Source organism: Kitasatospora sp. NPDC040550 (genome assembly GCF_055594965.1).
In genome coordinates this window covers 130,990-155,736 of record NZ_JBVIWC010000017.1, presented here as the reverse complement: position 1 = coordinate 155,736, position 24,747 = coordinate 130,990, and the positions used below count along the sequence as shown (strand labels likewise).

The window sequence follows — 24,747 nt, the reverse complement described above, 5'->3', positions numbered from 1 at the left end:
AGCCGGGGCCGCGGTCGGCGCGGGCGCGCGGTCAGCGCTGGCCCGGGTAGCCCTGCTGGCCCGGGTACGGCACGTTCGGGACCTGCGGCGGGTACGGCTGGCCCTGCGGCGGCACCTGGGCGCCCGGCTGCGCCGGGTACGGCTGGGCCGGCGGGTAGGCCTGCGGCGGGTACGGCTGGCCCGGCTGCGCTCCCGGGTAAGGCTGCTGCTGCGGGTACGGCTGCGCCTGCGGCGCGCCGAAGCCCTGCTGCGGCTGCTGCTGGTGCGGCGGCTGCTGCGGGATCATCTGCTGGCCGGGCCCGGCCTGGACGCCCATCGGGTACGCCGGCGGCGGGAAGCCCTGGTTCTGCGGCGTGTCGAAGGGCTGCGAGCTCGGGTCGATCGCCCCGGGCGGGAAGGCGGCGCTCAGCTGGTCCATCTCGGCCCGCCAGATGCGGTGGATGTTCAGGCGCACCGGGTTGGCGCTGCCCGGCATCTGGACGTACATCGAGCTCCAGATGCTCGCCCGCTTGACCCGGCTGACCGGGAAGGCCTGCCGCGGGAAGGCCGCGACCACGTCGCCGGGCCGGTTGTTCCAGCGGTTGGCCGAGTTGATCACCACGTGGCTGTTGGTGAGCGTCAGGAAGTAGTACCTGCGGGTCAGCACGATGATCAGGCCGACGAGCGGAATCTCACCGAGCGCGGCCGCGAGCCACGGGCTGGGCCCGCTCTCCGCGTGCACGCAGGCGATGAAGGTCTCGCCGGGCGGCGCCACCTGCGACAGCTTCTCGATGACCTGGGCCTTCTGCTTGGCCCGGAGGAATGCCATGTCTTCTGTACCTCTTACCCCGTCGTGTCCGCCGGCTCGGTGCGGCGGGAAATCGGCTGAGGTTAGCAGGTGGTGATGACGCCTCGAACACCAGCGCCCCCACGGCCGCCGGGGCCCCGCCGGGCCCTTTCCCGGCGGGGTCAAGTCAGCACACGGAGCACCCGACGGTGGCCCGGGCGCCGGGCGTTCGGCGAGGTCGGACGGCTGTCGGCGGGCTGACGCCCGGTCCGCCGGGCGACGCAGGACCTTCACCGGACCCTCAGACCGTGATGACGGTGAACCCCTCCGGGGCGCGCAGCCGGACGGCGCCGGTGTGGTCGGTGGCCACCTCGATCGGCAGCCCGGCCACCGTCAGCCCTCCGATCCGCAGCGACTCGTACCCGGCCGGGACGCTCCCGCGCACCCACAACCGGCGCCCGGGCGCGTCCGCGGCGAGCCCGAGCAGCGCCTGCAGCACCAGGACCGCGGAGGCCGCCGCCCAGGCCTGCGGGCGGCAGGAGGCGGGGTACGGGACGGGGCGGTGGTAGCGCTCGCGCGGGTGGCCGCCGTACAGCTCGGGCAGCCGGTGGTCGAAGGCCGCGGCGGCGCGCAGCAGTCCGGCGGCCAGCGGCGCGGCGTCCTCGTACCGGCCGGCCCGGGCCAGTCCGTGCACGGCGACGGCGGTGTCGTGCGGCCAGACCGAACCGGTGTGGTAGCCCAGCGGGTTGAAGCCGGCGGTGGCGGAGTCCAGGGTGCGCAGGCCGAAGCCGCTGTCCAGGCCGGGGGCGGTGAGGCGCCGCGCGACCAGCGCGCTCTCCTCGGCCGAGAGCAGGCCGGTGCCGAGCAGGTGGCCGAGGTTGGAGGCCACCGAGTCGACCGGCCGCTTGTCCCGGTCGAGGGCGACCACCGGGTGGCGGCCGTGCTCGTCCTCGGTCCAGAACCGGTCGCGGAAGCGCTCGCGCAGCCGCTCGGCCCACTGCCGCCGGCGCTCGGCGCCGGGGCGGCCGAAGGCCTCCAGCAGGTCGGCGGACTTGACGGCGGCCTCGTGGGCGTAGGCCTGGACCTCGCTGAGGGCGATCGGGGCGGCGGCGATCCGGCCGTCGCGGAACCGGATGCCGTCCGAGGAGTCCTTCCAGCCCTGGTTGGAGAGGCCCCGGCCGGTGCTGTCGACGTACTCCAGGAAGCCGTCGCCGTCCGCGTCGGCGTACCGCTCCAGCCAGTCGAGGGCGGCCTCGGCGTGCGGGAGCAGTTCCTCGACCTCCTCGGCCGGCAGGCCCCAGCGCCAGGCGTCGTGCAGCAGCAGGAGCCAGAGCGGGGTGGCGTCGGCGGTGCCGTAGTAGCTGGGCGGCAGGTGGGAGCCGGTGTCGAGGTGCTGCTCGGCGCGGCGGACCTCGTGCAGGATCTTGCCGGGCTGCTCCTCGGTGGCCGGGTCGACGGCCCGGCCCTGACGGCGGGCCAGGGTGCGCAGGGTGCCGGCGGCGAGGTCGGTGCCGAGCGGGAGCATCATCCGGGCCGCCCAGAGCGAGTCGCGGCCGAACAGGGTGAGGAACCAGGGCGCGCCGGCGCCGAGGAAGGTGTCGGCGGGGCGCAGCGGGTCGGTGAGCAGCAGGCCGCGCAGGTCGTGGTGGGAGCGGGTGAGCCAGTGGGCGAGGTGGTGGTCGCGGCCGGTGATCTCGGGGGTGGTCCAGGGGGTGGTGCGGGCGGCGGGGAAGAGGTCGCCGTCGCGGTGTTCGGCGGTGCACTCCAGGACGGCGTGCCAGCTCTGGCCGGGGGCGAGTTCGAGGTCGTAGCCGAGGGTGCCGGTGGCGGGGTCGAGGTGGTGGGGTGCGGGGGTGAGGGTGAGGGCGGCGGTGAGCGGGCCGTCCTGCCAGCGCAGGCCGTCGGCACCGTCGGCGCGGGGCTCGACCGGGGTGCCGGCGCGGCCGGCCTTGACGGCGTCCATGGCGGCGAAGTCGCTCTCGGCACGGATCTCCAGGCGCAGTCGGGCGGGGTGGGCGCCGGCATTGTGGAGGGTGCAGTGCTCGACCAGGCGGCCGGGGTGGAGTTCCCGGCGGCGTTCCAGGGTGGTGGCGGGGTCGGCGGTCCGTTCGCCGAGGCCGCGCAGCACGGTGACGAAGACGGTCCGCCCGTCCGGGAGTTCGGTGCCGGCGATCGGGGCTTCGGGGACGCCGGGGGCGCCGATCTCCAGGCGGGAGAGGATGCGGCGGTCGCCGTGGTAGAAGCCGTCGGCGCTCTCGCCGATCCGGCCGTCGGGGCGGGCGGCGCAGAAGCTGGGGGCGGCCACGGAGAGCCGGGCGTCGTGCAGGAACGGCTGGAGGTCGGTCGCGGGCATGGTCTCCTCGTTCTCGGTGCGGGGCTTGACAGTTGCTTCCACCCGGGCGCAACCTTTCTTTCATTGGAGCGTTCCAAGACATTAACTCCCCTGGTGGGGTTGATGGAACCCCCGCTTGGAACGCTCCAAGCCAGGCCTTACGGCGACAGAACCTAGGATCACCGTCATGCATGCACACTCATCGCCCAGGAGCGGCCCCGGGTCCGCGGTGACCCTCGAAATGGTCGCCGCCCGGGCCGGCGTGGGCCGTCAGACGGTGTCCAACGCCATCAACTCGCCCGAGCTGCTGCGCCCGCAGACACTGGAGCGGGTCCGGCGCGCCATCGACGAACTCGGCTACCGCCCGCACCGGGCCGCCCAGGCGCTCAAGACCAGGGCCAGCCGGCTGATCGGCTACGGCATCCGCTCCAGCAGCACCGGCGTCCCGACCCCGGTCCTGGACCAGTTCCTGCACTCGCTCTCCGAGGCCGCCGACCGGGCCGGCTACCGGGTCGTGCTGTTCGCTGTCGCCCCCGGGGACGACGAACTCACCAGCTACCAGCAGCTGCTGGACGAGCACGGCGCCGACGGCTTCGTGCTCAGCGGCACCGACCGCGGCGACCGCCGCCAGGGCTGGCTGCACGAGCGCGGCGTCCCCTTCGTCGCCTTCGGCCGCACCTGGTCCGGCAAGGACGTCGGGGACTGGGTCGACGTGGACGGCGCCGCCGGCACCTCGGCGGCCGTCCGCCACCTGGCCGGGCTCGGCCACCGCCGGATCGGCTTCCTCGGCTGGCCCAAGGGCTCCGGGGTCGGTGACGACCGCGCCCGCGGCTGGCAGGGCGCGATGCGCGAACTGGGCCTGTCCACCCGGGGCCGCCGGGCGGAGAGCCCCGACGACCCGGAGCGCGCCACCGAGGCCGCCGGGAAACTGCTGGCCGGCGGCGCGACCGCCGTCGTCGCCGCCAGCGACACCCTCGCGCTCGGCTGGTACCAGGCCCTGCGCCGGGCCGGCCGCACCCCCGGTCCGGAGGCCGCCGTGATCGGCTTCGACGACTCCCCGATCGCCCCGCTGCTCTTCCCCTCGCTCTCCAGCCTCGCCCAGCCGCTCGACGCGGTCGGCCGGGTCTGCATGCAGCTGCTGCTGGAACGCCTCGGCGACCGCGGGCGGCCCGTCGAACACGTGCTGCTGGAACCGGAGCTGGTGCTCCGCGAGAGCGCTTAGCACCCACGCCGCACCCTCCCCGCCCCGCTCCCCCGGAACCCCGCCGCCGCCGAGGCCCACCCGAAGCACCCGTCCCCCGAAGGCCGTCCACCACCCACCACCCCCGCTAGGAGATCCGCATGGCCACCTCCCGCACCCTCGCCGCGGCCGCCGTCTGCACGGCCGTCGCCCTCGGCGCCGTCACCGGCTGCTCCTCCTCGGGCGGATTCGGCGACACGTCGGCCAAGCAGTCCTCCGGCGCCGGCCAGAGCCTGACCGTCCTGATCGCCAGCTCCGGCGAGGCCGAGACCGCGGCCGTCAAGGCCGCCACCGCCGCCTGGGCGCAGCGGACCGGCAACACCGTCACCGTGCAGATCGCCAGCAACATCAACCAGCAGCTCGGCCAGGCCTTCGCCGGCGGCAATCCGCCGGACCTCTTCTACGTGAACTCCGACCAGTTCGCCAACTACGCCAAGGGCGGCTCGCTGTACGCCTACGGTGACCGCATAGCCGACGCCTCGGACTTCTCCGAGCAGCTGCGCAAGGCGTTCAGCCACGACGGCACGCTCACCTGCCTGCCCAAGGACAGCTCCACCCTGGCCCTGGCCGTCAACACCACGATGTGGCAGCAGGCCGGCCTCACCGAGGCCGACTACCCCACCACCTGGCAGCAACTCGCCGACGACGCAGCCAAGCTCACCAAGGACGGTGTGACCGGCCTGGTCACCGCCCCCGACTACCAGCGGCTCGGCGCCCTGTTCAAGCAGGCCGGCAGCTGGATCACCAACCCCGAGCAGACCGCGATGACCGCCGACGCCCCCGGCAACCGGCAGGCGCTGGAGTACGTCCAGGGCCTGTTGAAGGCCGGCACCGCCAAGTACGTCGCCGACGTGGACGCCGGCTGGGGCGGCGAGGCGCTCGGCAAGGGCAAGGCCGCGATGACCATCGAGGGCAACTGGCTCAAGGGCGCGATGGCCAAGGACTACCCGAACGTCCCGTACAAGGTGCTCCCGCTGCCCGCCGGGCCGGCCGGGCCCGGCACCCTGGCGTTCAGCAACTGCTGGGGCATCGCCGCCAAGAGCCGCCACCAGGCGGCCGGCGTCGACCTGGTCCAGCAGCTCACCTCCGCCGACCAGCAGCTGGAGTTCGCCAAGGCCTTCGGCGTGATGCCCTCGCGCACCAGCGCCCTCGCCGCCTACGCCGAGAAGTACCCGGAGTCCAAGGCCTGGGTGGACGGCGTCGCCCACGCCCAACCGCCGGTCACCGTACCCGGGTTCAACCAGGTGCTCACCCAGTTCAACACCGACCTCCAGTCGCTGCGGACGGCCGACCCGGCGGCCGTGCTGGCCGCCCTCCAGCGCAACGGCGAGCAGGTCGTCAAGAATGCCCGCTGACCCCCGCGCCCGGCGCGGCCTGCGCGAGGGGGCCTGGGGCTGGCTGTTCACCGCCCCGATGGTCCTGGTCCTCGGCCTCTTCATGGTCCTGCCGATCGCGATGGCGCTGTGGGTGAGCCTGCTGCACTGGGACGGCCAGTCCAACCCCTTCGACGGCGGCGCGGACTTCGTCGGCCTGGACAACTACCGCCGGCTGTTCACCGTGGACGGCCTGGACCGCACCCTGTTCGCCACCTCGCTGCGCAACACCCTCTACTACGTGCTGCTGACGGTGCCGTTGCAGACCGTGCTGGCGCTGGCCCTGGCCCTCGCCGTCAACCAGCGGCTGCTGCGCGGCCGCGGCGCCCTGCGCACGGTGTTCTACTTCCCGTCCGTCACCAGCTCGATCGCCGTCTCGACGGTCTTCCTGTTCCTGTTCCAGGGCAGCGGCGCCGTCAACCGGATGCTGGGCTGGGTCGGGGTCGCGGGCCCCAACTGGTTCGCCGATCCGCGCGGGCTGGTCTGGCTGGTACTGGGGTGGTTCGGCGTGGACCAGCCCGCCCCGGCGGCCGGCGGCCCGCTCGGGCTGGCGTGGTCGGAGTGGTTCGCCGGCCCCTCGGTCGCGATGTGCACCCTGATCCTGATGGCCGTCTGGACCACCTCCGGCACCTTCATGCTGATCTTCCTGGCGGCCCTCCAGGACGTCCCGCGCGAACTGGAGGAGGCCGCGGCCCTGGACGGCGCGGGCCGGCGCCACGTGCTGCGCCACGTCACCCTGCCCGCCCTGCGGCCCGTGCTGTTCCTGGTGCTGACGCTGGGCCTGATCTCCACCTGGCAGGTCTTCGACCAGGTGTACGTGATGGGCAAGGGCGCGCCCGGCAACACCACCCTCACCCCCGCCTACCTCTCCTACTCCGCCGGCTTCGACAACGCCGACTACGGGCAGGGCGCCGCCATCGCGTTCGTCCTGCTCGGCCTGGTCCTGCTGCTCACCGCCGTGCAGCGGTGGGCCCTGCGGGAGCGGGACGGCGCACCGGGGCCCCGCTCGAAGGGAGTTCGCCGTGCGGCGCGCTGACCACGGGACGGGCCCGGAACGGCCCGTGTTCGCCCGCTTCCCCCGGCCGCTGCGCCTGCTCGGGTACGCCGCGCTGCTCGGCTTCGCGCTGCTCTACCTGCTGCCGTTCCTGCTGCAGTCGGCGAACAGCTTCAAGACCGACCCGGACGCGGCCGCCCACCCGATGACGCTGCTCCCGGACGGCGGCACCCTCGACTCCTACCGGCGGCTGTTCGGGCTCGCGCACGGCGTGGAGAACGTGCCGTTCCTCGGCTGGCTGGGCAACAGCGTGCTGGTGACCGTCCTGGTCACGGCCGGGCGGGTGCTGTTCGACTCGATGGCGGGCTACGCCCTGGCCCGGATCGCCTTCCCCGGCCGCCGGCTGCTGTACGGCTTCGTGCTGGCGGTGATGGCGGTGCCCGGGGTGGTGCTGCTGATCCCGAAGTTCCTGGTGCTCAAGAGCTTCGGGCTGTTCGACAGCTACGGCGGGATGGTACTGCCGCTGCTGGTCGACGCCGCCGGGATCTTCATCATGCGGCAGTTCTTCGTCTCGGTGCCGCGCGAGATCGAGGAGGCGGCGCGGATCGACGGCGCCGGGACGTTCCGGATCTTCTGGTCGGTGGTGCTGCCGATGTCCCGGCCCTCGCTGATCACCCTCACCGTGCTCTCCTTCCAGGGCTCCTGGAACGAGTTCACCCACTTCCTGGTCTCCACCCAGTCCAGTGAGCACGACACCCTGACGACGGGTCTGGCGCACTTCGTCTCCGGCGGCCTCGGCTCCGGGACGCAGTACCCGCTCAAGCTGGCGGCGGCGCTGGTGTCCACCGTGCCGGTGGCGGTGCTGTTCTTCTGCTTCCAGCGCCATTTCGTCCGGGGTGCCAACTCCGGTTCCTCGAAGGGATGAAATCCGGCCAAAAGGTATGCATATCGCCCCGATCAGTTAAAGCCGGGGTCAAATAATCGCGTGCTTCCTTGCTGATAATGTGATCACCTGTGTATGCGCTGCGGCGTTCTTCACCGCAGGGGAGGGAATGGCCTGACCCGTTTCACTCAGGCCCCGTCAGACCAGGAGTTCCACCATCAACACCGCCATCCGCACGGCCGCCCGCGGTGCGCTGCCCGTCGCCGTCACCGCCTCCGTCCTCGCCACCGGCCTCACCGCCTGCGGCACCGCCGAGCAGCTCTCGGCCGGCCAGAAGGTGTCGAAGGCCTTCGGCAAGGTCGGTGACGGCAAGTCCGCCGGTTTCACGCTCTCCGTGGACGCCACCCCGGAGCAGATCGTCGCCTTCACCAAGGCCACCGGCGACGAGGCGATCGACGAGCAGAGCGCGAAGGGCCTGTCCGGCCTCTCGGTCTCCGTCGCGGTCTCGGCCGACAAGCCGCTCAAGGAGGTCGACGCCTTCAAGAACACGGGGGCCGGCGACCAGAAGCACCAGCAGGACATCACGCTCGACAAGTCGGTGCGGATCTCATACCTCATCGCGGACAAGAAGGGCACCCCGCTCCTCGAGTACCGCCAGGTCGACGCCAAGGGCTTCCTGCACCTCGACATGAAGAGCGTGCTCAAGCTCACCGGCCAGGACCCGACCGAGGTCGACACCGTCACCAAGGACCTCTCCCCCGACCTGGCCCCCGCCAAGAGCCTGCTGACCGGCAAGTGGGTCTCGCTCGACCTCCAGCAGCTCGCGGACGAGGCCAAGAAGGAGGACGGCGCCAAGGGCGGCAAGCCGGCGGCCGCGCCCTCGGTCGACCCGGCCGCCGGCAAGGAGCTCCTCGACTCGCTCAAGGACGTGTTCAACCGGACCGTCACCTTCGAGGACAAGGGCACGAAGGACGGCACCGAGCACATCTGGATGAGCGCCCCGGCCCGCCAGGCCGTGGACGAGCTGTACAAGGCCGTCAAGCCGCTCTCCGGCAAGTTCCCCCAGCAGTTCAAGAAGTTCCCGACCGAGGCCCCGACCGACGTCCCGGACCGCAAGGTCGGCGTCGACCTGTACCTCAAGGACGGCGCGCTCAACTCGGCCTCCTTCGACCTGGCGCAGCTGGAGAAGAAGGTCGACCCGGGCGTCAACTTCCCGGTGAAGCTCGCCTTCAACCAGGACGCGCCGAAGGTCGAGGCCCCGGCCGACGCCACCAGGATGACCAGCGAGGACCTGATGAAGACCTTCCTCGTGCTGGCCAGCGGCGAGGACCCGACCGCCGAGGACGACGCCACCGGCGTCCCGCCGTTCAACACCGAGGCCGCGCCGCTGACCGACGCCCAGCTCAGCTCGCTGGCCGCGCTCGGCATCCCGGAGGCCCAGGCCAAGGCGTTCAACAAGATGGGCCTGGGCTTCGAGGACATCAAGGCCATGGCCGAGGAGAAATGACCCGCTCCTGAGGGGCGCCGCTCCGGACGCCCCCACGGGCAGCCCTGACGCGCGCCCCCGCAGGCGCCCCTGACGCACCGGCCGGCCGGCCGCTCCCGCGGTCGGCCGGTCGCGTCCGTTCAACCGCGCTTGCGCGGGCCCGTCCTGGCCCGCACCGGCGCGGCCTCGGGCTCGCCCAGGCTCGCGGCCCGGACGGCCTCCATGGCCGCCACCTCGTTCGGCACCCGGGTACGGGCGCCCAGGCCGAGGATGCCGCCCTCCTCGTTGGCGTCCGCGACCACGGTCGCGATCTCCAGCAGGAGCTCCCGGTACCCGGCCAGTTCCTCCGGCGCCCGCTCGGCCACGATCCGGGTGGCGGCCCGGATCGTCTCCAACGCGGGCCCGCGGTACCCGGCGTAGCGGGTGTCGGGGCGCAGCCCGGTGTCGAAGGTCGAGGCCGCCGCCAACTCCCGGACGAAGCGCCGCGGATGGGTGCTGCTCGCCTCGCGCAGCAGCTTGACGATCGCTATCACCTCCTCCGGGTCCGCCACGCCCTCGGCGAGGGCGACCAGGACGCCGGAGGCCATCAGGGCCCGGCCGAGCGTCGTCCACTCCTCGGGGGTGAAGTCCAACTCCCCCGCGCCGTCGGCGCCCCGGCCGATCCGCACCACCTGGAAGCCGACCTCGGCGAGCACGGCGGGGATCAGCCGCACCGACTCCACCGTGCGGGCCCGGGCCCGGTCCGGCAGTTCCTCCCAGGGCAGGAACACCGCCCGGCCGTCCCGCTGGCCGGGGAGCAGCGCCTCCGGTTCGGCGCCCGTGCCGTAGCGGTGCTCGTGCTCGTGCTCCAGCCGGGCCAGCACCTCGGCCTCCTCCTCGGTGAAGTCCTCGAAGCCGCCGACGGCGTCCGGGGCGACCTGCTCGGAGGTGGGCACCATCAGGCAGCCGACCGCGGCGAGGCGCTCGCCGAGCTGGCGGGCCTGGCGCCGGTTGGCCGTGCGCAGTTCCTCGGGCAGCTCCTCCCAGGGCAGCAGGGCCGGGCGGCTGCCGGCCTCCTCGCCGTCCTCGACCGCCGCCGCCACCCGGCTGCGGTGGATGGCCCGGGACAGCTGCCGGGTGACCTGGGCGTTGGTGTAGTCGGCCAGGCTCTCGATCACCCTCCCCTGCGCCTCCAGCCGGGCCTTCATCCGGCCGCACTCGTGCAGCACGGCCTCGGCGTCCAGCAGGGTCTGCTCGGCGCGGCGGTCGCCGGCCTTGCCCAGCACGTCCTGGCCGACCATGATCACGATCATGAAGACCAGCTGGGCCAGGGTGGACAGGAAGCTCATGAAGGCGAACGGGTACGGGTCGAAGGTCTGCACCCCGAGCTGGGACAGGCCGATCCAGAGCACCTGGGTCACGGCGGCGAGGTAGAAGGCCCACATGCCGCCCAGCCGCCCGGTCAGCCAGGCGGCGATCCGCCCGTTGACCCCGGCGACCTGGTCCAGGGCCTGCGGCGGCGGTTGCACCCGGTGCCGCTGGATCCACGGGTGCCCGCTGGTCTCCAGCAGGCTCACCCCGCGCCCGAGCGCCCGGTCGTGCCGGTCCAGGTGCGCCTGGAGGTCGGCGACCCTGGCGAAGATCGCCTCGGCGTTCTCGTAGGTCTGCACCGCCCTGCGGTCGGCGGCCTGGCCCAGCACCCGCTGGCCGACCAGGATCGCCAGGCAGAGCACCAGTTGGACGACGTTGTCGAGGAACAGCAGGAAGCCGAAGGGGTAGGGGTCGATCGAGTGCAGCGGCCCCCAGGTCGCCAGCCCCATCCAGCCGGCGACCAGCACCAGGGTCACGTACAGGGCGGGCATCGAACCCACGGCCCGGGTCAGCGCGGCCGCGATCGCGCCGTTCAGCCCGACCTGTCCGTCCGCCACCGTCACCGGTTGCTGCCGCGGCTGGTCGATCGCCGTACCGGCTTCCGTCACGCCCGCTCCTCACGGTCGAACTCCGGCGCCCACCGCCGGAGTCGTGCCCATGATGGCAGCGGCCGGGGCGACCGGAGGCTTTCCGGGGCAGGATCTTAACGCTCCGTCAACACCCGTGCGGTGCAGGCCGTGCAGCTCGACCCGGCCGTGGCGCAGGTGGTTGCGGTGACCGTCGGCGAACTCCAGCCGCAGGCTGCGGTCCGCGGGGGCGTCGACGACGACGGCGCTCTCCACCGTGCCGTAGGAGGATTCGCGGTACACCCACACCCGGTCGCCGATGTGGAACTCCGCAGTCTCGGAGACGATCACCGGGCCCACCTCCTCGCTCCTACGGTCCTGCTGGGCCGGCCTGTTCACCGGGCCCCTTCACCCGGCTGTACGGAGCGCGGCGGGCCGGGTACTCAGTGAGCGCGCAGTTGCCTCGGGGCGGTGGGGGTCGGCAGCGCGGTCGGCTGCCCGGCCCGGTCCAGCGCGGTGCCGTCGGGGAAGCGGGAGCACTCGGCGCCCGCGCCGACGCTGAGGGTGCGGGCCACCGGGTCGTAGCGGAGCGAGGCGCCCTCGGCCAGGGCGCCCGGGCCGTCCGAGGGCGGCGCCAGGCTCAGGCTGGGGACGGGCGCGGACTCGTCCGCCGAGACGACCGTCCAGCCCTGGGCGGTCAGGGTCCGCCGGGCGCGCCCGAGGGCCTCCGTCCACTGGGTCGCGGTGACCCCGGCGAGGGTGAAGCGGGCGGCGAGCACGGCCGTGCGGGGCTGGTCGGCGCCGCCGTCGTTCATGCTCGCCAGGAGGTGCTCCAGGCCGCGGGCGTGGCAGACGCCCTGGACCCGGGCGGTGATGCCGTCGTCGCCGACCGGCGCCGGGGTCAGTGCCACGGCGGGCGGCAGGGCGAGGGCGTCGTAGACGGCCTGGGTCCGGGCGTCCAGGTGCGCGGCGACGGCGGCCGGGTCGGCCACCGGGTACGGCTCCCCGGACCAGACCCGCGGGACCTCGGCCGCGACCGTCACGGCGCCTCGGTAGCCGACCGTGCCGAGCACCGCCGCTCCCGCGACCGTCGTGACCAGTGCCACCCGCACCGTCCTGCGGCCGCCCCGACCGTCCGTCCGAACACGCTTCGTCATGATCGCCATCGTGCCCGACCGGGCCGGGCCGCCGCCTGAGTACCCGTACTCAGGCGGCGGCCCGGAGGTGCTCAGGCGTGGGCGGTGGCGCACTCCGGGTGGCCCCAGCTGCTGCCGACCTTGGTGATCTTGTCGCCCTTGGCGTACGGGCGGCTGCACGGGCAGGTGCCGGGGAAGCGGGCGTTCAGGGTGCGCGAGCCGCCACCGCTGCGCTTGGCAGCGCCGGTCCCCGTGCCGGTGCCGGTTCCGGCTCCGGCGGAGGTGGTGCGCGGCTTTGCGGCCCGGGGCGCCTTGACCGCCGCGGCCGGGTCGGGCACCGGCAGGTCGGCGGCCGTCCCGGCGGCGGCCTGCTGGGTGCGGGCGGCGTCGCTGGCGGCCTTGTCGGCGATGGCGTTCAGCGGGTCGCCGTCCACCTGGTGGGCGGGGACGTAGACGAAGGTGACGTCCCGGCCCTCCAGCAGCTCGTCGATCCGCTGGATCAGCTCACGGTTGGCCACCGGCTTGCCCGCGGCCGTCTTCCAGCCGTTGCGCTTCCAGCCCTTGAGCCACTTGGTGACCGAGTCGCGGGTGTAGGTGCTGTCGAGCCGGACCTCCAGCGGGACGGCCGGGTCGGTGGCGGACAGCAGCTGTTGAAGCGCCGTCAGCTCGCCGATGTTGTTGGTGCTGTGCCCGAGCGGCCCCGCCTCCCAGCGTTGGGGCGCCCCGGCGGCGTCCGCGACCACGTAGGCCCAGGCCGCCGGGCCGGGGTTGCCCTTGGCTGCTCCGTCACACGCTGCAATGACTCGTTCGACCATGCCCCGATCATGCCTGGTCAGGCCGCTCGGAGCCAAAGCGGGTCAGCTGCGCAGCAGGGGCAGCAACAGCGCGGCGGACCAGCTGAAATTGGTGGAGTTGCGGCCCCGGCCGGTCAGCGGGTCGTAGTTCTCCCGCACCGGACCGTCGCCGCTCAGCCCCTCGGCGGCGGCGAGCAGCCGCTCGACGGCCCGGCGGGCGTCCTGGTCCCAGCCGTACCGGCGCAGCCCCTCGATCGCGAAGTAGCTCTGGTCGAGCCAGGCCAGGCCGCGCCAGTAGCCGGCCGGGTCGAAGGACGGGGAGCTGCGGGCGACGGTCGGGAAGGGCATCGGGGTGCCGAACTCCGCCGGGTCGAGCAGCCGGGCCCGCACGGTGCGGGCCTGGGCCGGGTCGGCGGTGCCGGACCAGAGCGGGATCGCGCCCTCGATGCCCCGGCCGCGGGCGGTGAGCGGGGCGCCGGTGGTGAGGTCGGTGTCGTGGAACCAGCCGGTGGCCGGGTCGTACATGGTGGCGCGGATCGCGGCGTCGATCCGCTCGGCCCGGCCGCGCAGCCGCTCCGCCGCGGGGCGGTCGCCGAGTTCGGCGGCGATCAGGGCCAGGTGCCGGTGGTCGGCGGCCAGGTAGGCGTTGAGGTCGACGGAGCGCTGGTCGAGCGACCAGCCGAGCAGGGCGCCCTTGGCGTCCCGGTTGGGCACCACGGTGGCGGCGTCGAAGCGCGGGGCGTTGTCCATGCCGGACTCCCAGGCCGCCGCCTGGCGGCAGTCCTCGGGTGCGGCGTTGGCCGGGTCGAGGGTGGCGCCGTACTCGCACAGGCCCTCGCCGAGGTGGTCCCGGGTGCGGTACCACCAGTCCTGGTAGGCGGTGAGCTTGGGCAGCAGCTCGCGCAGGAAGGCCCGGTCGCCGGAGCGGCGGTAGACCTGCCAGACGGCCCAGGCGGCCAGCGGGGGCTTGGAGTTGCGCTCGTTCCAGTTGCCGCCACCGGTGGACGGGTCGTTGTAGAAGACGCAGTCGGGGACCATCCCGGCGTCCTGCGGGCGGTCGGGCGAGCCGGGCCCGGTCTGGTGGTCGAAGACGGCGCGGATCTGGTCGGCGGCCAAGCTCGGGGCGAACAGCGCGGTGCCGACAGCCTGCTTCCAGGTGTCCCAGGCCCAGACGCCGCTGAACCACTTGTTGGACAGCGAGGGGGTGACGGCGTCGTGCCGGATCCGCCCGGCCGGGCTGCGCCAGTTGGTGACCAGCGTCTGCACGCACTTGACGGCGGTGCGGCGGCGGGCGGCCGGGACGCCCTCGGTGGCGCGGGCGAGGTAGCCGGCCCAGCGGGCCCGACCGGCGGCGGCAGTCCGGTCGGGGTCGCGCAGCGCGGCCTCGGCCTCCCGGGCCGCGCGGGCGCGGTCCTCGGCGGTGAAGGTGTAGCTCTCGGTCCAGTCCAGGGTGCGGCTCGCGCCGGGCGGCAGCCGTACGGGCTCGGCGAGTTCGGTGCGGTGGCGGTCGCCGTCCACGGTGACCCGGACGGCCTGGGCATGGCGGACGGCGAAGCGCTCGGTACCGTCGGTCAGGTAGTCCCAGGTCCGGCGGACCTTGGCGAAGGCGACCTCGACACCGCGCTCGGCGGCGAGCAGCCGCGGGGCGTCGCGCTGGGGGCCGTCGGCGGGGCGCAGCAGGGCGCCGGTCCAGGCGACGGCCAGGGTGCGTGCGGCACGGCCGGTGTTGGTGAGGCGGGCGCGGAGCAGGGCGGTGCGGTTGCCGGCGAAGCGCAGTTCGAGGGTGAGGGCGAGGCCGTCCCCGAGTGCGTAGCGCTGGCGGAGCAGTCCGGGCAGTGCGGTGAGGGTCGGGGCGCCGCCCGCGGCGAGGTCCAGGGGCCTTCCCCGCTCGGTGAGTTGGAGGCGGGTGAGGCCGTCGCTGAGCCACCAGGGGTATTCCTGGGCGAGGTGCAGCGGGCCGGTGAAGCCGCCGAGCGGGTCGGTCGGGCGGGGCAGGGCGTAGGCGTGCCAGGCGCCGAGGTCGGCGAAGACGGTGATCGGGTTGTTGTCGCCGGGGTAGGCCTGGGTGGGGGTGCCGTGCAGGTCGAGGACGTCGGCGTAGCGTTCGGCGGCGAGTTCCGCGTCGACTTGGTCGCCTTGGTCGCCTTCGTCGGCCCGGGCGGCGGTCGCGGGGGTGGCCACGGCCGCGGTGCCGGCCAGGGCGGAGGCGGCCAGGAAGTGGCGGCGGGTCAGCGGGTTCACGGGCGCTCCTCGGGGGCGGGCAGGCGGAGGACGGCGGCGCCCAGCGGCGCGAGGGTGAGGGTGGTGCCGGTGACGGTGCCGGTGAGCAGGTCGGTGCCGGGGTGAGCCAGCGGCACCGAGGCTTCGGCGGGGCCGTGGTTGAGCAGGAAGAGGTAGGCGGTGCCGTCGGCGGAGCGGCGGCGGGTGGCCTCGACGCCTTCGGGCAGTCCGGGCAGTTCGGGCCGCGCGCCGGACTCCGTCAGCGGCAGGTCGAGCACCGGGCCGGTGTCCGGGCCGAGGTGGCAGCTCAGGTACCAGGCGCTGCCGGTGCCGTGGCGGCGGCGGGTGACGGCGGGCCGGCCGGTGAGTTCGCCGGAGGTGTAGTGGGCGACGGTCTCGGCGCCCTCGGGCTCGATCCACTCGCTCCAGTGCTCGGCGCGAAGTTCGGGGTGCGGTTCGGGGTGCGGTTCGGGGTGCAGTTCGGCGTCCCGGCCCGTTCCGTCGAGCCGTACGGTGGTGGCCCCGCCGTCCGGGATCGGCCAGTGCTCGTCCACGACCACGCCGAGCAGTTCGCGCAGCGGGCCGGGGTGGCCGCCGGGGTGGACGTGGTCGTGCCGGTCGGTGATGCCGCTGAACGGGCCGCACACCAGGTGGCCGCCGCCGTGGACGTAGTCGGTGAGGCGTTCGGCGGTGGCGGTGTCGAGCAGGTACAGGTTGGGGGCGAGCAGCAGCCGGTAGCCGTCGTACCCGGCGGTGGGCGGGAGGAAGTCGACGGTGACACCGCGCGCGTACAGGGCCGCGTACCAGGGGCGGAGCAGGTCGAGCCAGCGCATCCGGGCGGAGGGGTGGTCGTCCAGTTCGAGCGCCCACCAGCTGTCCCAGTCGAGCAGGACGCCGACCTCCGCGCGGATCCGGCTGCCCGCGACCTCGCCGAGCCGGCGCAGTTCGGCGCCGAGGGCGACGGTCCGCTGCCAGCCGCGTCCGGCGGTGCCCCGGTGCGGCAGCATCGCGCTGTGGAACTTCTCGGCCCCGGCGACCGAGGCGCGCCACTGGAAGTGCAGCACCCCGTCGGCGCCCCGGGCCAACGCCTGGAACGACCAGAGGCGGTAGAGGCCGGGGCGTTTGGGGACGTTCACCGGACGCCAACTGACGGCGGACGGGGCCTGTTCCATCAGCAGCCACGGTCGGCCGGCCTTGAGGGAGCGCATCAGGTCGTAGTTCATGGCGGCGTTGACGTGGGCGCGCGGGTCGGCCGGGTCAGGGTAGGCGTCGTCGGAGACGAAGTCCTCGTGCCGGCTCCACTCCCAGTAGTCGAGCGCCTTGAGCATCGACATGAAGTTGGTGGTGACCGGCACGCCGGGCGAGAGTTCGTCGAGCACGGCCTTCTCGGCGCGGTGCAGGGCGAGCAGGGCGTCCGAGCAGAACCGGCGCCAGTCCAGCAGCTGGGTCGGGTTGACCGGGCCCGGCGCGGTGCGCGGCGGCTCGACCTGGTCGAAGGAGTTGTACCGCTGGGACCAGCACGCGGTGCCCCAGGAGCGGTTCAACTCCTCTACAGTGCCGTGCCGTTCGCGAAGCCAGCGGCGGAAGTCGGCGGCCGACTCGGCGCAGAAGCACTCCTGGACGTGGTCGCCGTACTCGTTGTGGACGTGCCACAGGGCGAGCGCGGGGTGGTCGTGGTAGCGCTCGGCGAGCATCCGGGTGAGCCGGACGGCGGCAGTGCGGTAGGCCGGGGAGGACGGGCAGTAGTGCTGGCGCGAGCCGAACTCCAGCCGGACGCCGTCCGCGGTGACGGGCAGCAGTTCGGGGTGGGCGCGCACCAGCCAGGCGGGCGGGGAGGCGGTGGCGGTGGCCAGGTCGACGGCGATGCCGTGCCGGTGGACCAGGTCGAGCAGCCGGTCCAGCCAGCCGAAGTCCCAACTGTGGGCGTCGGGTTGCAGCCGGGCCCAGGAGAACACGCCGACGGTGACCAGGTTGACCCCGGCCTCGGCCATCAGCTCGACGTCCTCCGCCCACACCTCCTCGGGCCACTGCTCGGGGTTCCAGTCCCCGCCGTACAACAGGCCGGGCACACGGGTGAGTCGGTCCATTCGTCCGTCATCCCTTCAAGGCTCCGCCGAGCAGGCCGGCCACGAACTGTCGCTGGAAGAGCAGGAAGAGCACCATCAGCGGGAGGGTGGCCAGGAAGGAGCCCAGCATCAGGCCGGAGTAGTCGACGTGGGTCAGTCCGGTCAGGGTGTTGAGCGCGACCGGCACGGTGTACCGGTCCTGGGTGTTGAGCATCAGCAGCGGCCAGATGAAGCTGTTCCACTGGCCCATGAAGGTGAAGATGACGAGTGCCCCCAACTGCGGCCGCACGCACGGCAGGACGACCCGGTAGAAGGTGCGCAGCTCGCCGGAGCCGTCGATCCGGGCGGACTCCAGCAGTTCGTCGGGGAAGTCCAGGAAGCTCTGGCGCATCAGCAGGATGCCGAAGGAGTTGGCGAGGAAGGGCAGGACGACGGCCTGGTAGCTGTCGATCCAGCCGAGGCTGGCCATCATCTGGAACAGCGGGACCAGCAGCACCTGGAGCGGGATCATCATGGTGGCCAGCACCAGGCCGAGCAGCAGACCGCGGCCCCGGAAGCGGTACTTGGCCAGGCCGTAGCCGCACATCGCGGACAGCAGCGAGCTGAGCAGGGCGTGCACGACGGCGATGCCGAGGCTGTTGAGCAGCACCCGGCCGAAGCCGATGCTCTGCTGGAGGTGCACCAGGTTGTTCAGCAGCTCGCCGCCGGGCAGGAACGGCGGCGGGGAGTGGAAGAGTTCGGAGCTGCTGTGGGTGGCGGCGATCAGCATCCAGGCGAAGGGCAGCAGGCTGGCGACGGCGCCGAGGGTGAGCAGGGCGAGGACGGTGGCACGGCCCAGGAGCCGGGCCCTCGCCGGTGTTCCGGCCCTCACCGGTGTTCCGGCCTTCATCGGTGTTCCGGCCTTCATCGGCGGCGTTCCCTTCCGTAGAGCCGGAACTGGAGCAGCGAGACCGCCGCGATGATCAGCACGACCACCCAGGCGATGGCCGCCGCGTAGCCGAAGTCGAGCTGCTGGAAGCCGACCTTGTAGAGGTAGACCACCGGGGTGAGGGTCGCGTCGCCGGGGCCGCCACGGGTCAGCACGTAGTTCTCGTCGAAGAGTTGGAGGGTTCCGATGGTGGAGGTGATGACGCAGAACAGCACCACCGGCCGCAGCTGCGGCAGCACCACCCCGGTGTAGGTGCGCACGGTGCCGGCGCCGTCGAGGGCGGCGGCCTCGTACTGGTCGCGGCCGATCGCCTGGAGTCCGGCCAACAGGATCACGGCGTTGTAGCCGGTCCACCGCCAGGTGACCGAGCCGATCAGCGAGATCCGGGCCCAGGTGGGCGAGTTGAGCCAGTCGACCGGTCCGAGGCCGAGCGCCTCGACGGCCTGGTTGGCCAGGCCGCCGTCGGTGCGCAGCAGCACCTGGAACACCACGGCGTAGGCGACCAGGGTGGTGATCGCGGGCAGGAAGAAGACCGCCCGCCAGCCGGAGCGGAAGCGCAGCCAGGACTGGTCGAGCAGGACGGCGAGCACCAGGGCGAGGCCGATCATCACCGGCACCTGGACGGCGAGGATGAGCCCGGTGTTGACCAGGGAGTGCAGGAAGGCCGGGTCGTCCAGCATCCGGCGGTACTGGTCGAGCCCGACGAAGACGTCCACGCCGTCGCGGCGGGCGGTGAGGCTCTGGTAGAGGCTGGCGCCCAGCGGGTAGGCGAAGAAGAGGGCGAACAGGGCGGCGGTGGGACCGGCGAACAGCCAGGCGGCGGTGCGCGGGGAGTGTCGTCGGCGGGCCGGGGCGGTGCGGGCGGCGGACTTGCGCAGGACGGCCGGCAGGCTGCTGGTCACGGCGCCCGCCTACTGGGCGACCGTGGAGCGGCCGGTCGCGGTGGCGATCTGGCGGGCGGCGGAGCGCAGCACGGTGCCCGGGTCGGCACCGTTGTGCAGCACCTGGTTGACGGCGGTGGTGACGATGTCGCCGGCCTTGGAGTCGTCGGCGGTGCGTTCGACGGTGGGGATGGTGCGGGCCAGGTCGGCGAACAGCCTCATGGCGGGCTGGCCGCCGTAGTAGGGGGCGGGCTGCTGGAAGTACGGGTCGTCCAGGGCGGGGAGGAAGGCCGGGAAGAGGCCCTCGTGCTGCATCATCGACGCCTGGTTGGCCTTGTCGGCGAGCAGGAAGGAGAGGAACGCCCAGGCCGTCTCGGGGTTCCCGCTCTGCGCGGGGATACAGAGGGTGGAGCCGCCGCTGTTGGAGGTGCGGGGGCCGCCGGCGGTGAAGGCGGGCAGCGGGACGACGCCGAACTTGCCGGACAGGTCGGCCATTTCGGCGGTGAGGGTGCCGTCCCACCAGGCGGCGGTGGGGGTGGTGGCGGCCTTGCCGTCGTGGGTGCCGGAGACCAGGCCGTCCCAGCCGTTCTCGAAGTCGACCAGGTCGCGGTCGACCAGGTGCTTCAACAGGGTGAGTGCCCGTTCGGCGGCGGGGGTGGCGACGGCGACCTTGCCGTCGACGAACCAGGACTGGCCCTGCTGCTGGAGGAGTTGGGCGAACAGGGTGTCCTGTTTGGAGTCCAGGATGAGCAGTTTCTTTCCGGTGGCGTTCTTGAGGGTCGTCCCGGCGGTGAGGTAGTCGTCCCAGGTGGCGAGGGCGGCGGGGTCGATTCCGGCCTGTTGGAAGTGGTCGCGGCGGTAGAAGAGGGCGCACGGTCCGCTGTCCCAGGGCAGGGCGAGGACCCGGCCCTCGGCGTCCGTCACGGTGCGCCATGTCGCCTCGGCGTACTGGGACTTGAGGCCTGCGGCGCGGCCGCTGAGGTCGACCAGGGCGTTCGGGAAGTTGCCGATGTAGCTGGGGATCCGGTTGCCCTCGACGGTGAGGATGTCGGGCAGTCCGCTGCCGGCGCGGAGCCCGACGGTGATCTTGTCGTAGGCGTTGTCGTAGCCGATGTCGACCACCTCGACGGTGCTCCCGGGGTGGGCCTGTTCGAAGACCTTGCCGAGCCGTTGCACGGCCTTGGCGGCGACGTCCCAGGACCAGACGGTGACCTTCCCGGCGACGGTGGCCCCCGGGCTGCCGGTGAGCTTCCTGGCGTCCGGGCCGGCCGCCCCGCCGGTGGCGCAGCCGGTGGCTCCGGCCAGCAGCACGGCGCCGCCCGCGAGTCCGGCGCCGAGGAACCGGCGGCGGCCCAGGGCCGGGCCGGACTCCCGCTGCTCACGGGCGAGTTGGAGGTGTTTTCTGTGCCGGGTTTCTGCGGACATCTTGCCTCCCGACTGGTGAATGCCGAATGCTGTATACAGAACTCAGCATGCACAGCGCCGTCAAGGCCTGTGACTGAAATCGCGGAAGGTGCCAGGATGACCGCACGCGTTCCCCGAACCCACCCGTACGTCCCCAACTCCGCCCCCGAGGTGCGCGCCGCGATGCTCGCGGAGATCGGCGCCCGGGACGTCGAAGAGTTCTACGCCGACATCCCCGCCGAACTCCGGCTCCGGCGCCCGCTGCGGCTGCCCGAACCGTTCGACTCCGAGGCCCGGCTGGTCGCCCACCTGGAGGAGCTGCTCACCCGCAACACCCCGGTGCCGCCCGGCCGTTCCTTCCTCGGGGCCGGCTGCTACCGGCACCATGTGCCCGCCGTGGTCGACGAGATCGTCAACCGCAGCGAGTTCCTCACCGCCTACGCCGGGGAGCCGTACGAGGACCACGGGCGCTTCCAGGCGCTCTGGGAGTACCAGTCGCTGATGGCCGAACTGCTGGCCGTCGAGGTGGTCAACGTGCCGACGTACGACGGCTTCCAGGCCGCCGCCACGGCCCTGCGGATGGCCGGCCGGGCCACCGGGCGGCGCCGGCTGCTGCTGGTCGGCGACATCGACCCGGACCTGCTGTCCCGGATCCGCGACTACGTCCGGGGCGTGCACCCGGTCGAGCCGGTGCCCGCCGAACCGAAGGCCGTCCGGGCCGCGCTCGCGAGCGGCGACTGCGCCGCCGTGTACACGCAGCTGACCGACTTCTCCGGCCGGATCGACCACCGGCTACCCGAGTACGTCGAACTCGCGCACGCGGCAGGAGCGTTGGCCGTGGTGCAGGCCAACCCGATCAGCCTCGGCGTGCTCGCCCCGCCCGCCGCCCTCGGCGCCGACCTCACCTGCGGCGACCTCCAGCCGCTCGGCATCCACCCGAGCTTCGGCGGCGGCAACGCGGGCTTCATCGGCTCGGCCGACGACGAGCGCCTGGTGGCCGAGTACCCGAGCCGGCTGTTCGGCCTCGTCCCGACCGAGGTGCCCGGCGAGTACGGCTTTGGCGACGTCGCCTACGAGCGCACCTCCTTCGCGCTGCGCGAGGAGGGCAAGGAGTGGGTCGGCACCGCCGCCGCGCTGCACGGCATCGCCGCCGGGGTCTACCTCGCCCTGATGGGCCCGCACGGCATGCGCGAGCTGGGGGAGACCGTCCTCGCCAACACCGCCTACGCCCGGCAGCGGCTCGCCCGGGTGCCCGGGGTGGAGCTCGCCGAGCCGGAGGCGGTGCACTTCGCCGACTTCACCGTGCGCTACACCGGCGGTCCCGGCGCCGCCGCCGTCGCCGAGGCGCTGCTCGCCCGCGGCCTGCACGGCGGCACCCCGGCCGGCCCGCGCGAGGGCCGGTACTGCGTCACCGAGCTGCACACCCAGGCCGACATCGACCACCTCGCCGACGCACTCGCCGACGCACTCGCGGAGACCACGAAGTGACGGGAGATCGTGAAGTGACGGACCGTCTCACTGCCACTGCCACTGCCACCGACGCGCGGATCGCCGCCAAACCCCCGCTGCGCCGCTTCCACCAGGCCCGCTGGGACGAGAAGCTGATCTTCGAGCTCGGCACCCCCGGCGAACGCGGCGTGCTCCCCCCGCTGCCCGAACCCGGCGTCACCGCCGCCGTCGGCGACCCGGCCGCACGGCTGCCCGCCGCCCTGCGCCGCGCCACCCCGGCCGCGCTGCCCGAACTCGGCCAGCAGCAGGTGCTCCGGCACTACCTGCGGCTCTCCCAGGAGAACCTGGGCGCCGACCTCAACGTGGACGTCGGCCAGGGCACCTGCACCATGAAGTACAGCCCCAAGGTCAACGACGGCTTCGTCCGCGACCCCCGGATCGCCGCCCTGCACCCCGCCCAGGACGCCTCCACCGTCCAGGGCGTCCTCGAACTCGCCCACCGCCTGGAGCAGTTGCTCAAGGAGATCTCCGGCATGGACCGGGTCAGCCTGCAACCGGGCGCCGGCAGCGCCGCGATCTGGACCAACGTCTCGGTGATCCGCGCCTACCACGCCGCCCGCGGCGAGGCGGAGCAGCGCGACGAGGTCATCACCACCGCCTTCTCCCACCCCTCCAACGCCGCCTGCGCCAAGACCGCCGGCTACCGGGTGATCACCCTGCACCCGGACGCCGACGGCTACCCCGACATCGAGGCGCTGCGCGCCGCCGTCGGCCCGCGCACCGCCGCGCTGCTGATCACCAACCCCGAGGACACCGGCATCTACAACCCGCGGATCGCCGAGTTCGTCCGGATCGTGCATGCGGCCGGCGGCCTGTGCGCCTATGACCAGGCCAACGCCAACGGCATCCTGGGCATCGCCCGCGCCCGCGAAGCCGGGTTCGACCTGTGCCACTTCAACCTGCACAAGACCTTCTCCACCCCGCACGCCTGCGGCGGACCGGCGGCCGGCGCCTGCGCGGTCACCGCCGAACTGGCACCCTTCCTGCCCTCCCCCACCGTGGAGTTCGACGGCGAGCGCTACCGGCTGGACGCCGGCCGGCCGGAGTCGATCGGCAAGATCCGCCCCTACCTCGGTGTCGTCCCCAACCTGGTGCGCGCCTACGCCTGGATCATGTCGCTCGGCGCCGAGGGCCTGCGCACGGTCGCCGAGACCGCCGTGCTCAACAACAACTACCTGCTGCACCGGGTGCAGCGGATCCGCGGCGTCTCCGTCCCGTACGCCGAGGGCCGGCCGCGGGTCGAGCAGGTCCGCTACAGCTGGCAGCGGCTCAACGAGGACACCGGCCTGCACAGCGAGGACCTCGGCCTCCGCGCCGCCGACTTCGGCACCCACTACTGGACCAGCCACCACCCGTACGTCGTCCCCGAGCCGATGACCCTGGAGCCCACCGAGTCCTACTCCCGCGCCGACCTGGACGAGTACGCGGCGATCCTGGCCGAGGTCGCCCGCGAGGCCTACGAGGACCCGGAGACCGTCCGGACCGCGCCGCACAACTCCACCGTGCACCGGATCCGGCACGAGCCGCTGGACGACCCGGCGGTCTGGTCGGTCAGCTGGCGCGCCTACCGCCGCAAGGTCCTCGGCGAACAGGTGCGGGGCGAACAGGCGCAGGGCGGTCGGGTGCAGGGCGGCCGGGTGCAGGACGAACAGCCGTGACGGCGCCCCCGGTCGGGCTGGTGGTCAACCCGGTCGCCGGACTCGGCGGCCGGGTCGGCCTCAAGGGCAGCGACGGCCCCGAGGTCCAGCGGCGCGCGCTGGCGCTCGGGGCCCGCCCGGAGGCGCTGCGGCGCGCGGAACTGACGGTCCGTCGACTCATCGGTGTCCAACTGCTCACCACTGCGGGGGCGATGGGCGCGGACGCCGTCACCGGCCGGCCCGCCCACGTGGTGCACCGGCCCGGCCCCGCACCCACCACCGCCGCCGACACCCGGGCGGCCGTCCGCGCCCTGGTCGCGGCCGGCGCCGGGCTGCTGCTGTTCTGCGGCGGCGACGGCACCGCCCGGGACGTCCTGGACGCGCTCGGGCCGGACGCCGACGAGCTGCCCGTCCTCGGCATCCCCGCCGGGGTGAAGATGCACTCCGCCGTCTTCGCCGTCCACCCGCACGCCGCCGCCGAGGTGGTCAGCGCCTGGGCGCGCGGCGCCGCCCGCCTGGAGACCGCCGAGGTGGTGGACCGGGACGAGGCCGCGCTGCGGGCGGGCCTGGTCGGCACCCGGCTGTACGGCCGGCTGACCGTCCCGGTGCTGCCCGCCCGCGTCCAGCAGCGCAAGACCGGCAGCGGCCTCCCCACGCCGTCCACGGTCGGTGGGATCGCCGCCGAGGTCGCCGAACGGGTCGGGCCCGGCGGCCTGCTGGTGCTCGGCCCGGGCAGCACCACGCACGCCGTCGCCACCGCCCTCGGCGCCCCCGGCACCAGCCTCACCGGCGTCGACCTGCTCCGCCTGCACGCCGACGCGCCACCGGCGGTCCTGCTCCGGGACGCCCGAGCCGACCAACTGGGCGACCTGCCCGGCACCCCCTGGATCGCCCTCTCCCCCATCGGCGGCCAGGGCTTCCTGCTCGGCCGCGGCAATCAGCAGCTCTCCCCCGGGCTGCTGCGCGCGGCCGGGCGGGGCCGGCTGCTGGTCCTCGCCACCGAGGCCAAGCTGGCGGCCCTCGCCGGCCGCCCGCTGCTGCTGGACACCGGTGAACCGGAGCTGGACCGCGCCCTCGCCGGGCACGTCCGGGTGATCACCGGCCACCGCTCCGGCGCCGTCTACCGCCTGTCCGATTGAACCTCCGTCCGCCTGGCCCCCGTCCGCTCGTCCCCGTCCGCCT

Annotated in this window: 20 protein-coding genes; 8 read left to right on the top strand and 12 right to left on the bottom strand. The window is 73.5% G+C overall.

Annotated features, from left to right (window positions below; translation table 11 throughout):
- Window positions 1–31: 31 nt before the first annotated feature.
- Entirely contained in the window at window positions 32–808 is a 777-nt protein-coding gene (locus ACZ58X_RS24765; protein ID WP_470335785.1) for a hypothetical protein, read from the bottom strand.
- 259 nt (window positions 809–1,067) lie between these two features.
- The gene (locus tag ACZ58X_RS24760; protein ID WP_470335784.1) at window positions 1,068–3,161 is read right to left on the bottom strand and encodes an amylo-alpha-1,6-glucosidase; all 2,094 of its coding nucleotides are present in this window, start codon (window positions 3,159–3,161) and stop codon (window positions 1,068–1,070) included.
- Window positions 3,162–3,285: 124 nt separating this feature from the next.
- Between ACZ58X_RS24760 and ACZ58X_RS24755 the strand changes: the two genes are divergently transcribed.
- The 4 genes from ACZ58X_RS24755 to ACZ58X_RS24740 all read left to right on the top strand — a co-directional run bounded on the left by ACZ58X_RS24755 (window position 3,286) and on the right by ACZ58X_RS24740 (window position 7,630).
- On the top strand, window positions 3,286–4,320 hold the full coding sequence (locus tag ACZ58X_RS24755; protein WP_470335783.1) for a LacI family DNA-binding transcriptional regulator: 1,035 nt from the start codon (window positions 3,286–3,288) through the stop codon (window positions 4,318–4,320).
- A 119-nt stretch (window positions 4,321–4,439) separates the two neighbouring features.
- Window positions 4,440–5,693, top strand: coding sequence for an extracellular solute-binding protein (locus ACZ58X_RS24750; protein ID WP_470335782.1), 1,254 nt, complete (start codon window positions 4,440–4,442; stop codon window positions 5,691–5,693).
- On the top strand, window positions 5,683–6,747 hold the full coding sequence (locus ACZ58X_RS24745) for a carbohydrate ABC transporter permease (protein WP_470335781.1): 1,065 nt from the start codon (window positions 5,683–5,685) through the stop codon (window positions 6,745–6,747). Before ACZ58X_RS24750 ends, ACZ58X_RS24745 begins: the two co-directional genes overlap by 11 nt.
- A complete protein-coding gene (locus ACZ58X_RS24740; protein WP_470335780.1) occupies window positions 6,734–7,630 on the top strand; it encodes a carbohydrate ABC transporter permease in 897 nt (298 codons plus the stop codon). The genes ACZ58X_RS24745 and ACZ58X_RS24740 overlap by 14 nt, the downstream gene beginning before the upstream one ends.
- 156 nt (window positions 7,631–7,786) lie before the next feature.
- Here ACZ58X_RS24740 and ACZ58X_RS24735 read toward each other — a convergent pair whose 3' ends face one another.
- Window positions 7,787–7,945 (bottom strand): hypothetical protein, encoded by a 159-nt coding sequence (locus ACZ58X_RS24735; RefSeq protein ID WP_380397864.1) that lies wholly within the window; start codon window positions 7,943–7,945, stop codon window positions 7,787–7,789.
- Here ACZ58X_RS24735 and ACZ58X_RS24730 point away from each other — a divergent pair.
- On the top strand, window positions 7,926–9,095 hold the full coding sequence (locus ACZ58X_RS24730; RefSeq protein WP_470335779.1) for a hypothetical protein: 1,170 nt from the start codon (window positions 7,926–7,928) through the stop codon (window positions 9,093–9,095). The two genes, ACZ58X_RS24735 and ACZ58X_RS24730, sit on opposite strands and share 20 nt — an antisense overlap.
- 119 nt (window positions 9,096–9,214) lie before the next feature.
- Here the strand turns inward: ACZ58X_RS24730 and ACZ58X_RS24725 are convergent, their stop codons facing one another.
- The 9 genes from ACZ58X_RS24725 to ACZ58X_RS24685 form a co-directional block, all read right to left on the bottom strand.
- Entirely contained in the window at window positions 9,215–11,032 is a 1,818-nt protein-coding gene (locus ACZ58X_RS24725; protein WP_470335778.1) for a DUF1003 domain-containing protein, read from the bottom strand.
- A 9-nt stretch (window positions 11,033–11,041) separates the two neighbouring features.
- Window positions 11,042–11,341 (bottom strand): hypothetical protein, encoded by a 300-nt coding sequence (locus tag ACZ58X_RS24720; protein WP_470335777.1) that lies wholly within the window; start codon window positions 11,339–11,341, stop codon window positions 11,042–11,044.
- Between the two features lie 92 nt (window positions 11,342–11,433).
- Window positions 11,434–12,147 carry a hypothetical protein gene (locus ACZ58X_RS24715; protein WP_470335776.1) on the bottom strand — a complete coding sequence of 238 codons (714 nt, stop codon included), beginning with the start codon at window positions 12,145–12,147 and terminating at the stop codon, window positions 11,434–11,436.
- 71 nt (window positions 12,148–12,218) lie between these two features.
- Complete coding sequence (locus ACZ58X_RS24710; RefSeq protein ID WP_470335775.1) at window positions 12,219–12,941, bottom strand: ribonuclease H family protein; 723 nt, start codon at window positions 12,939–12,941, stop codon at window positions 12,219–12,221.
- Between the two features lie 42 nt (window positions 12,942–12,983).
- Window positions 12,984–15,161 carry an MGH1-like glycoside hydrolase domain-containing protein gene (locus ACZ58X_RS24705; protein WP_470335774.1) on the bottom strand — a complete coding sequence of 726 codons (2,178 nt, stop codon included), beginning with the start codon at window positions 15,159–15,161 and terminating at the stop codon, window positions 12,984–12,986.
- Window positions 15,158–17,227: a beta-galactosidase gene (locus tag ACZ58X_RS24700; protein WP_470335773.1), complete on the bottom strand. Its 2,070-nt coding sequence runs from the start codon at window positions 17,225–17,227 to the stop codon at window positions 15,158–15,160. Before ACZ58X_RS24700 ends, ACZ58X_RS24705 begins: the two co-directional genes overlap by 4 nt.
- Before the next feature lie 7 nt (window positions 17,228–17,234).
- The gene (locus ACZ58X_RS24695; RefSeq protein ID WP_470335772.1) at window positions 17,235–18,113 is read right to left on the bottom strand and encodes a carbohydrate ABC transporter permease; all 879 of its coding nucleotides are present in this window, start codon (window positions 18,111–18,113) and stop codon (window positions 17,235–17,237) included.
- On the bottom strand, window positions 18,110–19,036 hold the full coding sequence (locus ACZ58X_RS24690; protein ID WP_470335771.1) for a carbohydrate ABC transporter permease: 927 nt from the start codon (window positions 19,034–19,036) through the stop codon (window positions 18,110–18,112). Before ACZ58X_RS24690 ends, ACZ58X_RS24695 begins: the two co-directional genes overlap by 4 nt.
- A gap of 9 nt (window positions 19,037–19,045) precedes the next feature.
- Window positions 19,046–20,440 (bottom strand): ABC transporter substrate-binding protein, encoded by a 1,395-nt coding sequence (locus tag ACZ58X_RS24685; protein ID WP_470335770.1) that lies wholly within the window; start codon window positions 20,438–20,440, stop codon window positions 19,046–19,048.
- Window positions 20,441–20,536: 96 nt separating this feature from the next.
- Between ACZ58X_RS24685 and gcvPA the strand changes: the two genes are divergently transcribed.
- From gcvPA to ACZ58X_RS24670, 3 genes are read left to right on the top strand one after another with little or no spacing between them, the layout of a single operon-like run.
- A complete protein-coding gene (gene gcvPA, locus ACZ58X_RS24680) occupies window positions 20,537–21,907 on the top strand; it encodes an aminomethyl-transferring glycine dehydrogenase subunit GcvPA (RefSeq protein ID WP_470335769.1) in 1,371 nt (456 codons plus the stop codon).
- A gap of 14 nt (window positions 21,908–21,921) precedes the next feature.
- The gene (gene gcvPB / locus ACZ58X_RS24675; RefSeq protein WP_470335768.1) at window positions 21,922–23,586 is read left to right on the top strand and encodes an aminomethyl-transferring glycine dehydrogenase subunit GcvPB; all 1,665 of its coding nucleotides are present in this window, start codon (window positions 21,922–21,924) and stop codon (window positions 23,584–23,586) included.
- Entirely contained in the window at window positions 23,583–24,704 is a 1,122-nt protein-coding gene (locus ACZ58X_RS24670; RefSeq protein ID WP_470335767.1) for an ATP-NAD kinase family protein, read from the top strand. Before gcvPB ends, ACZ58X_RS24670 begins: the two co-directional genes overlap by 4 nt.
- Window positions 24,705–24,747: the final 43 nt, after the last annotated feature.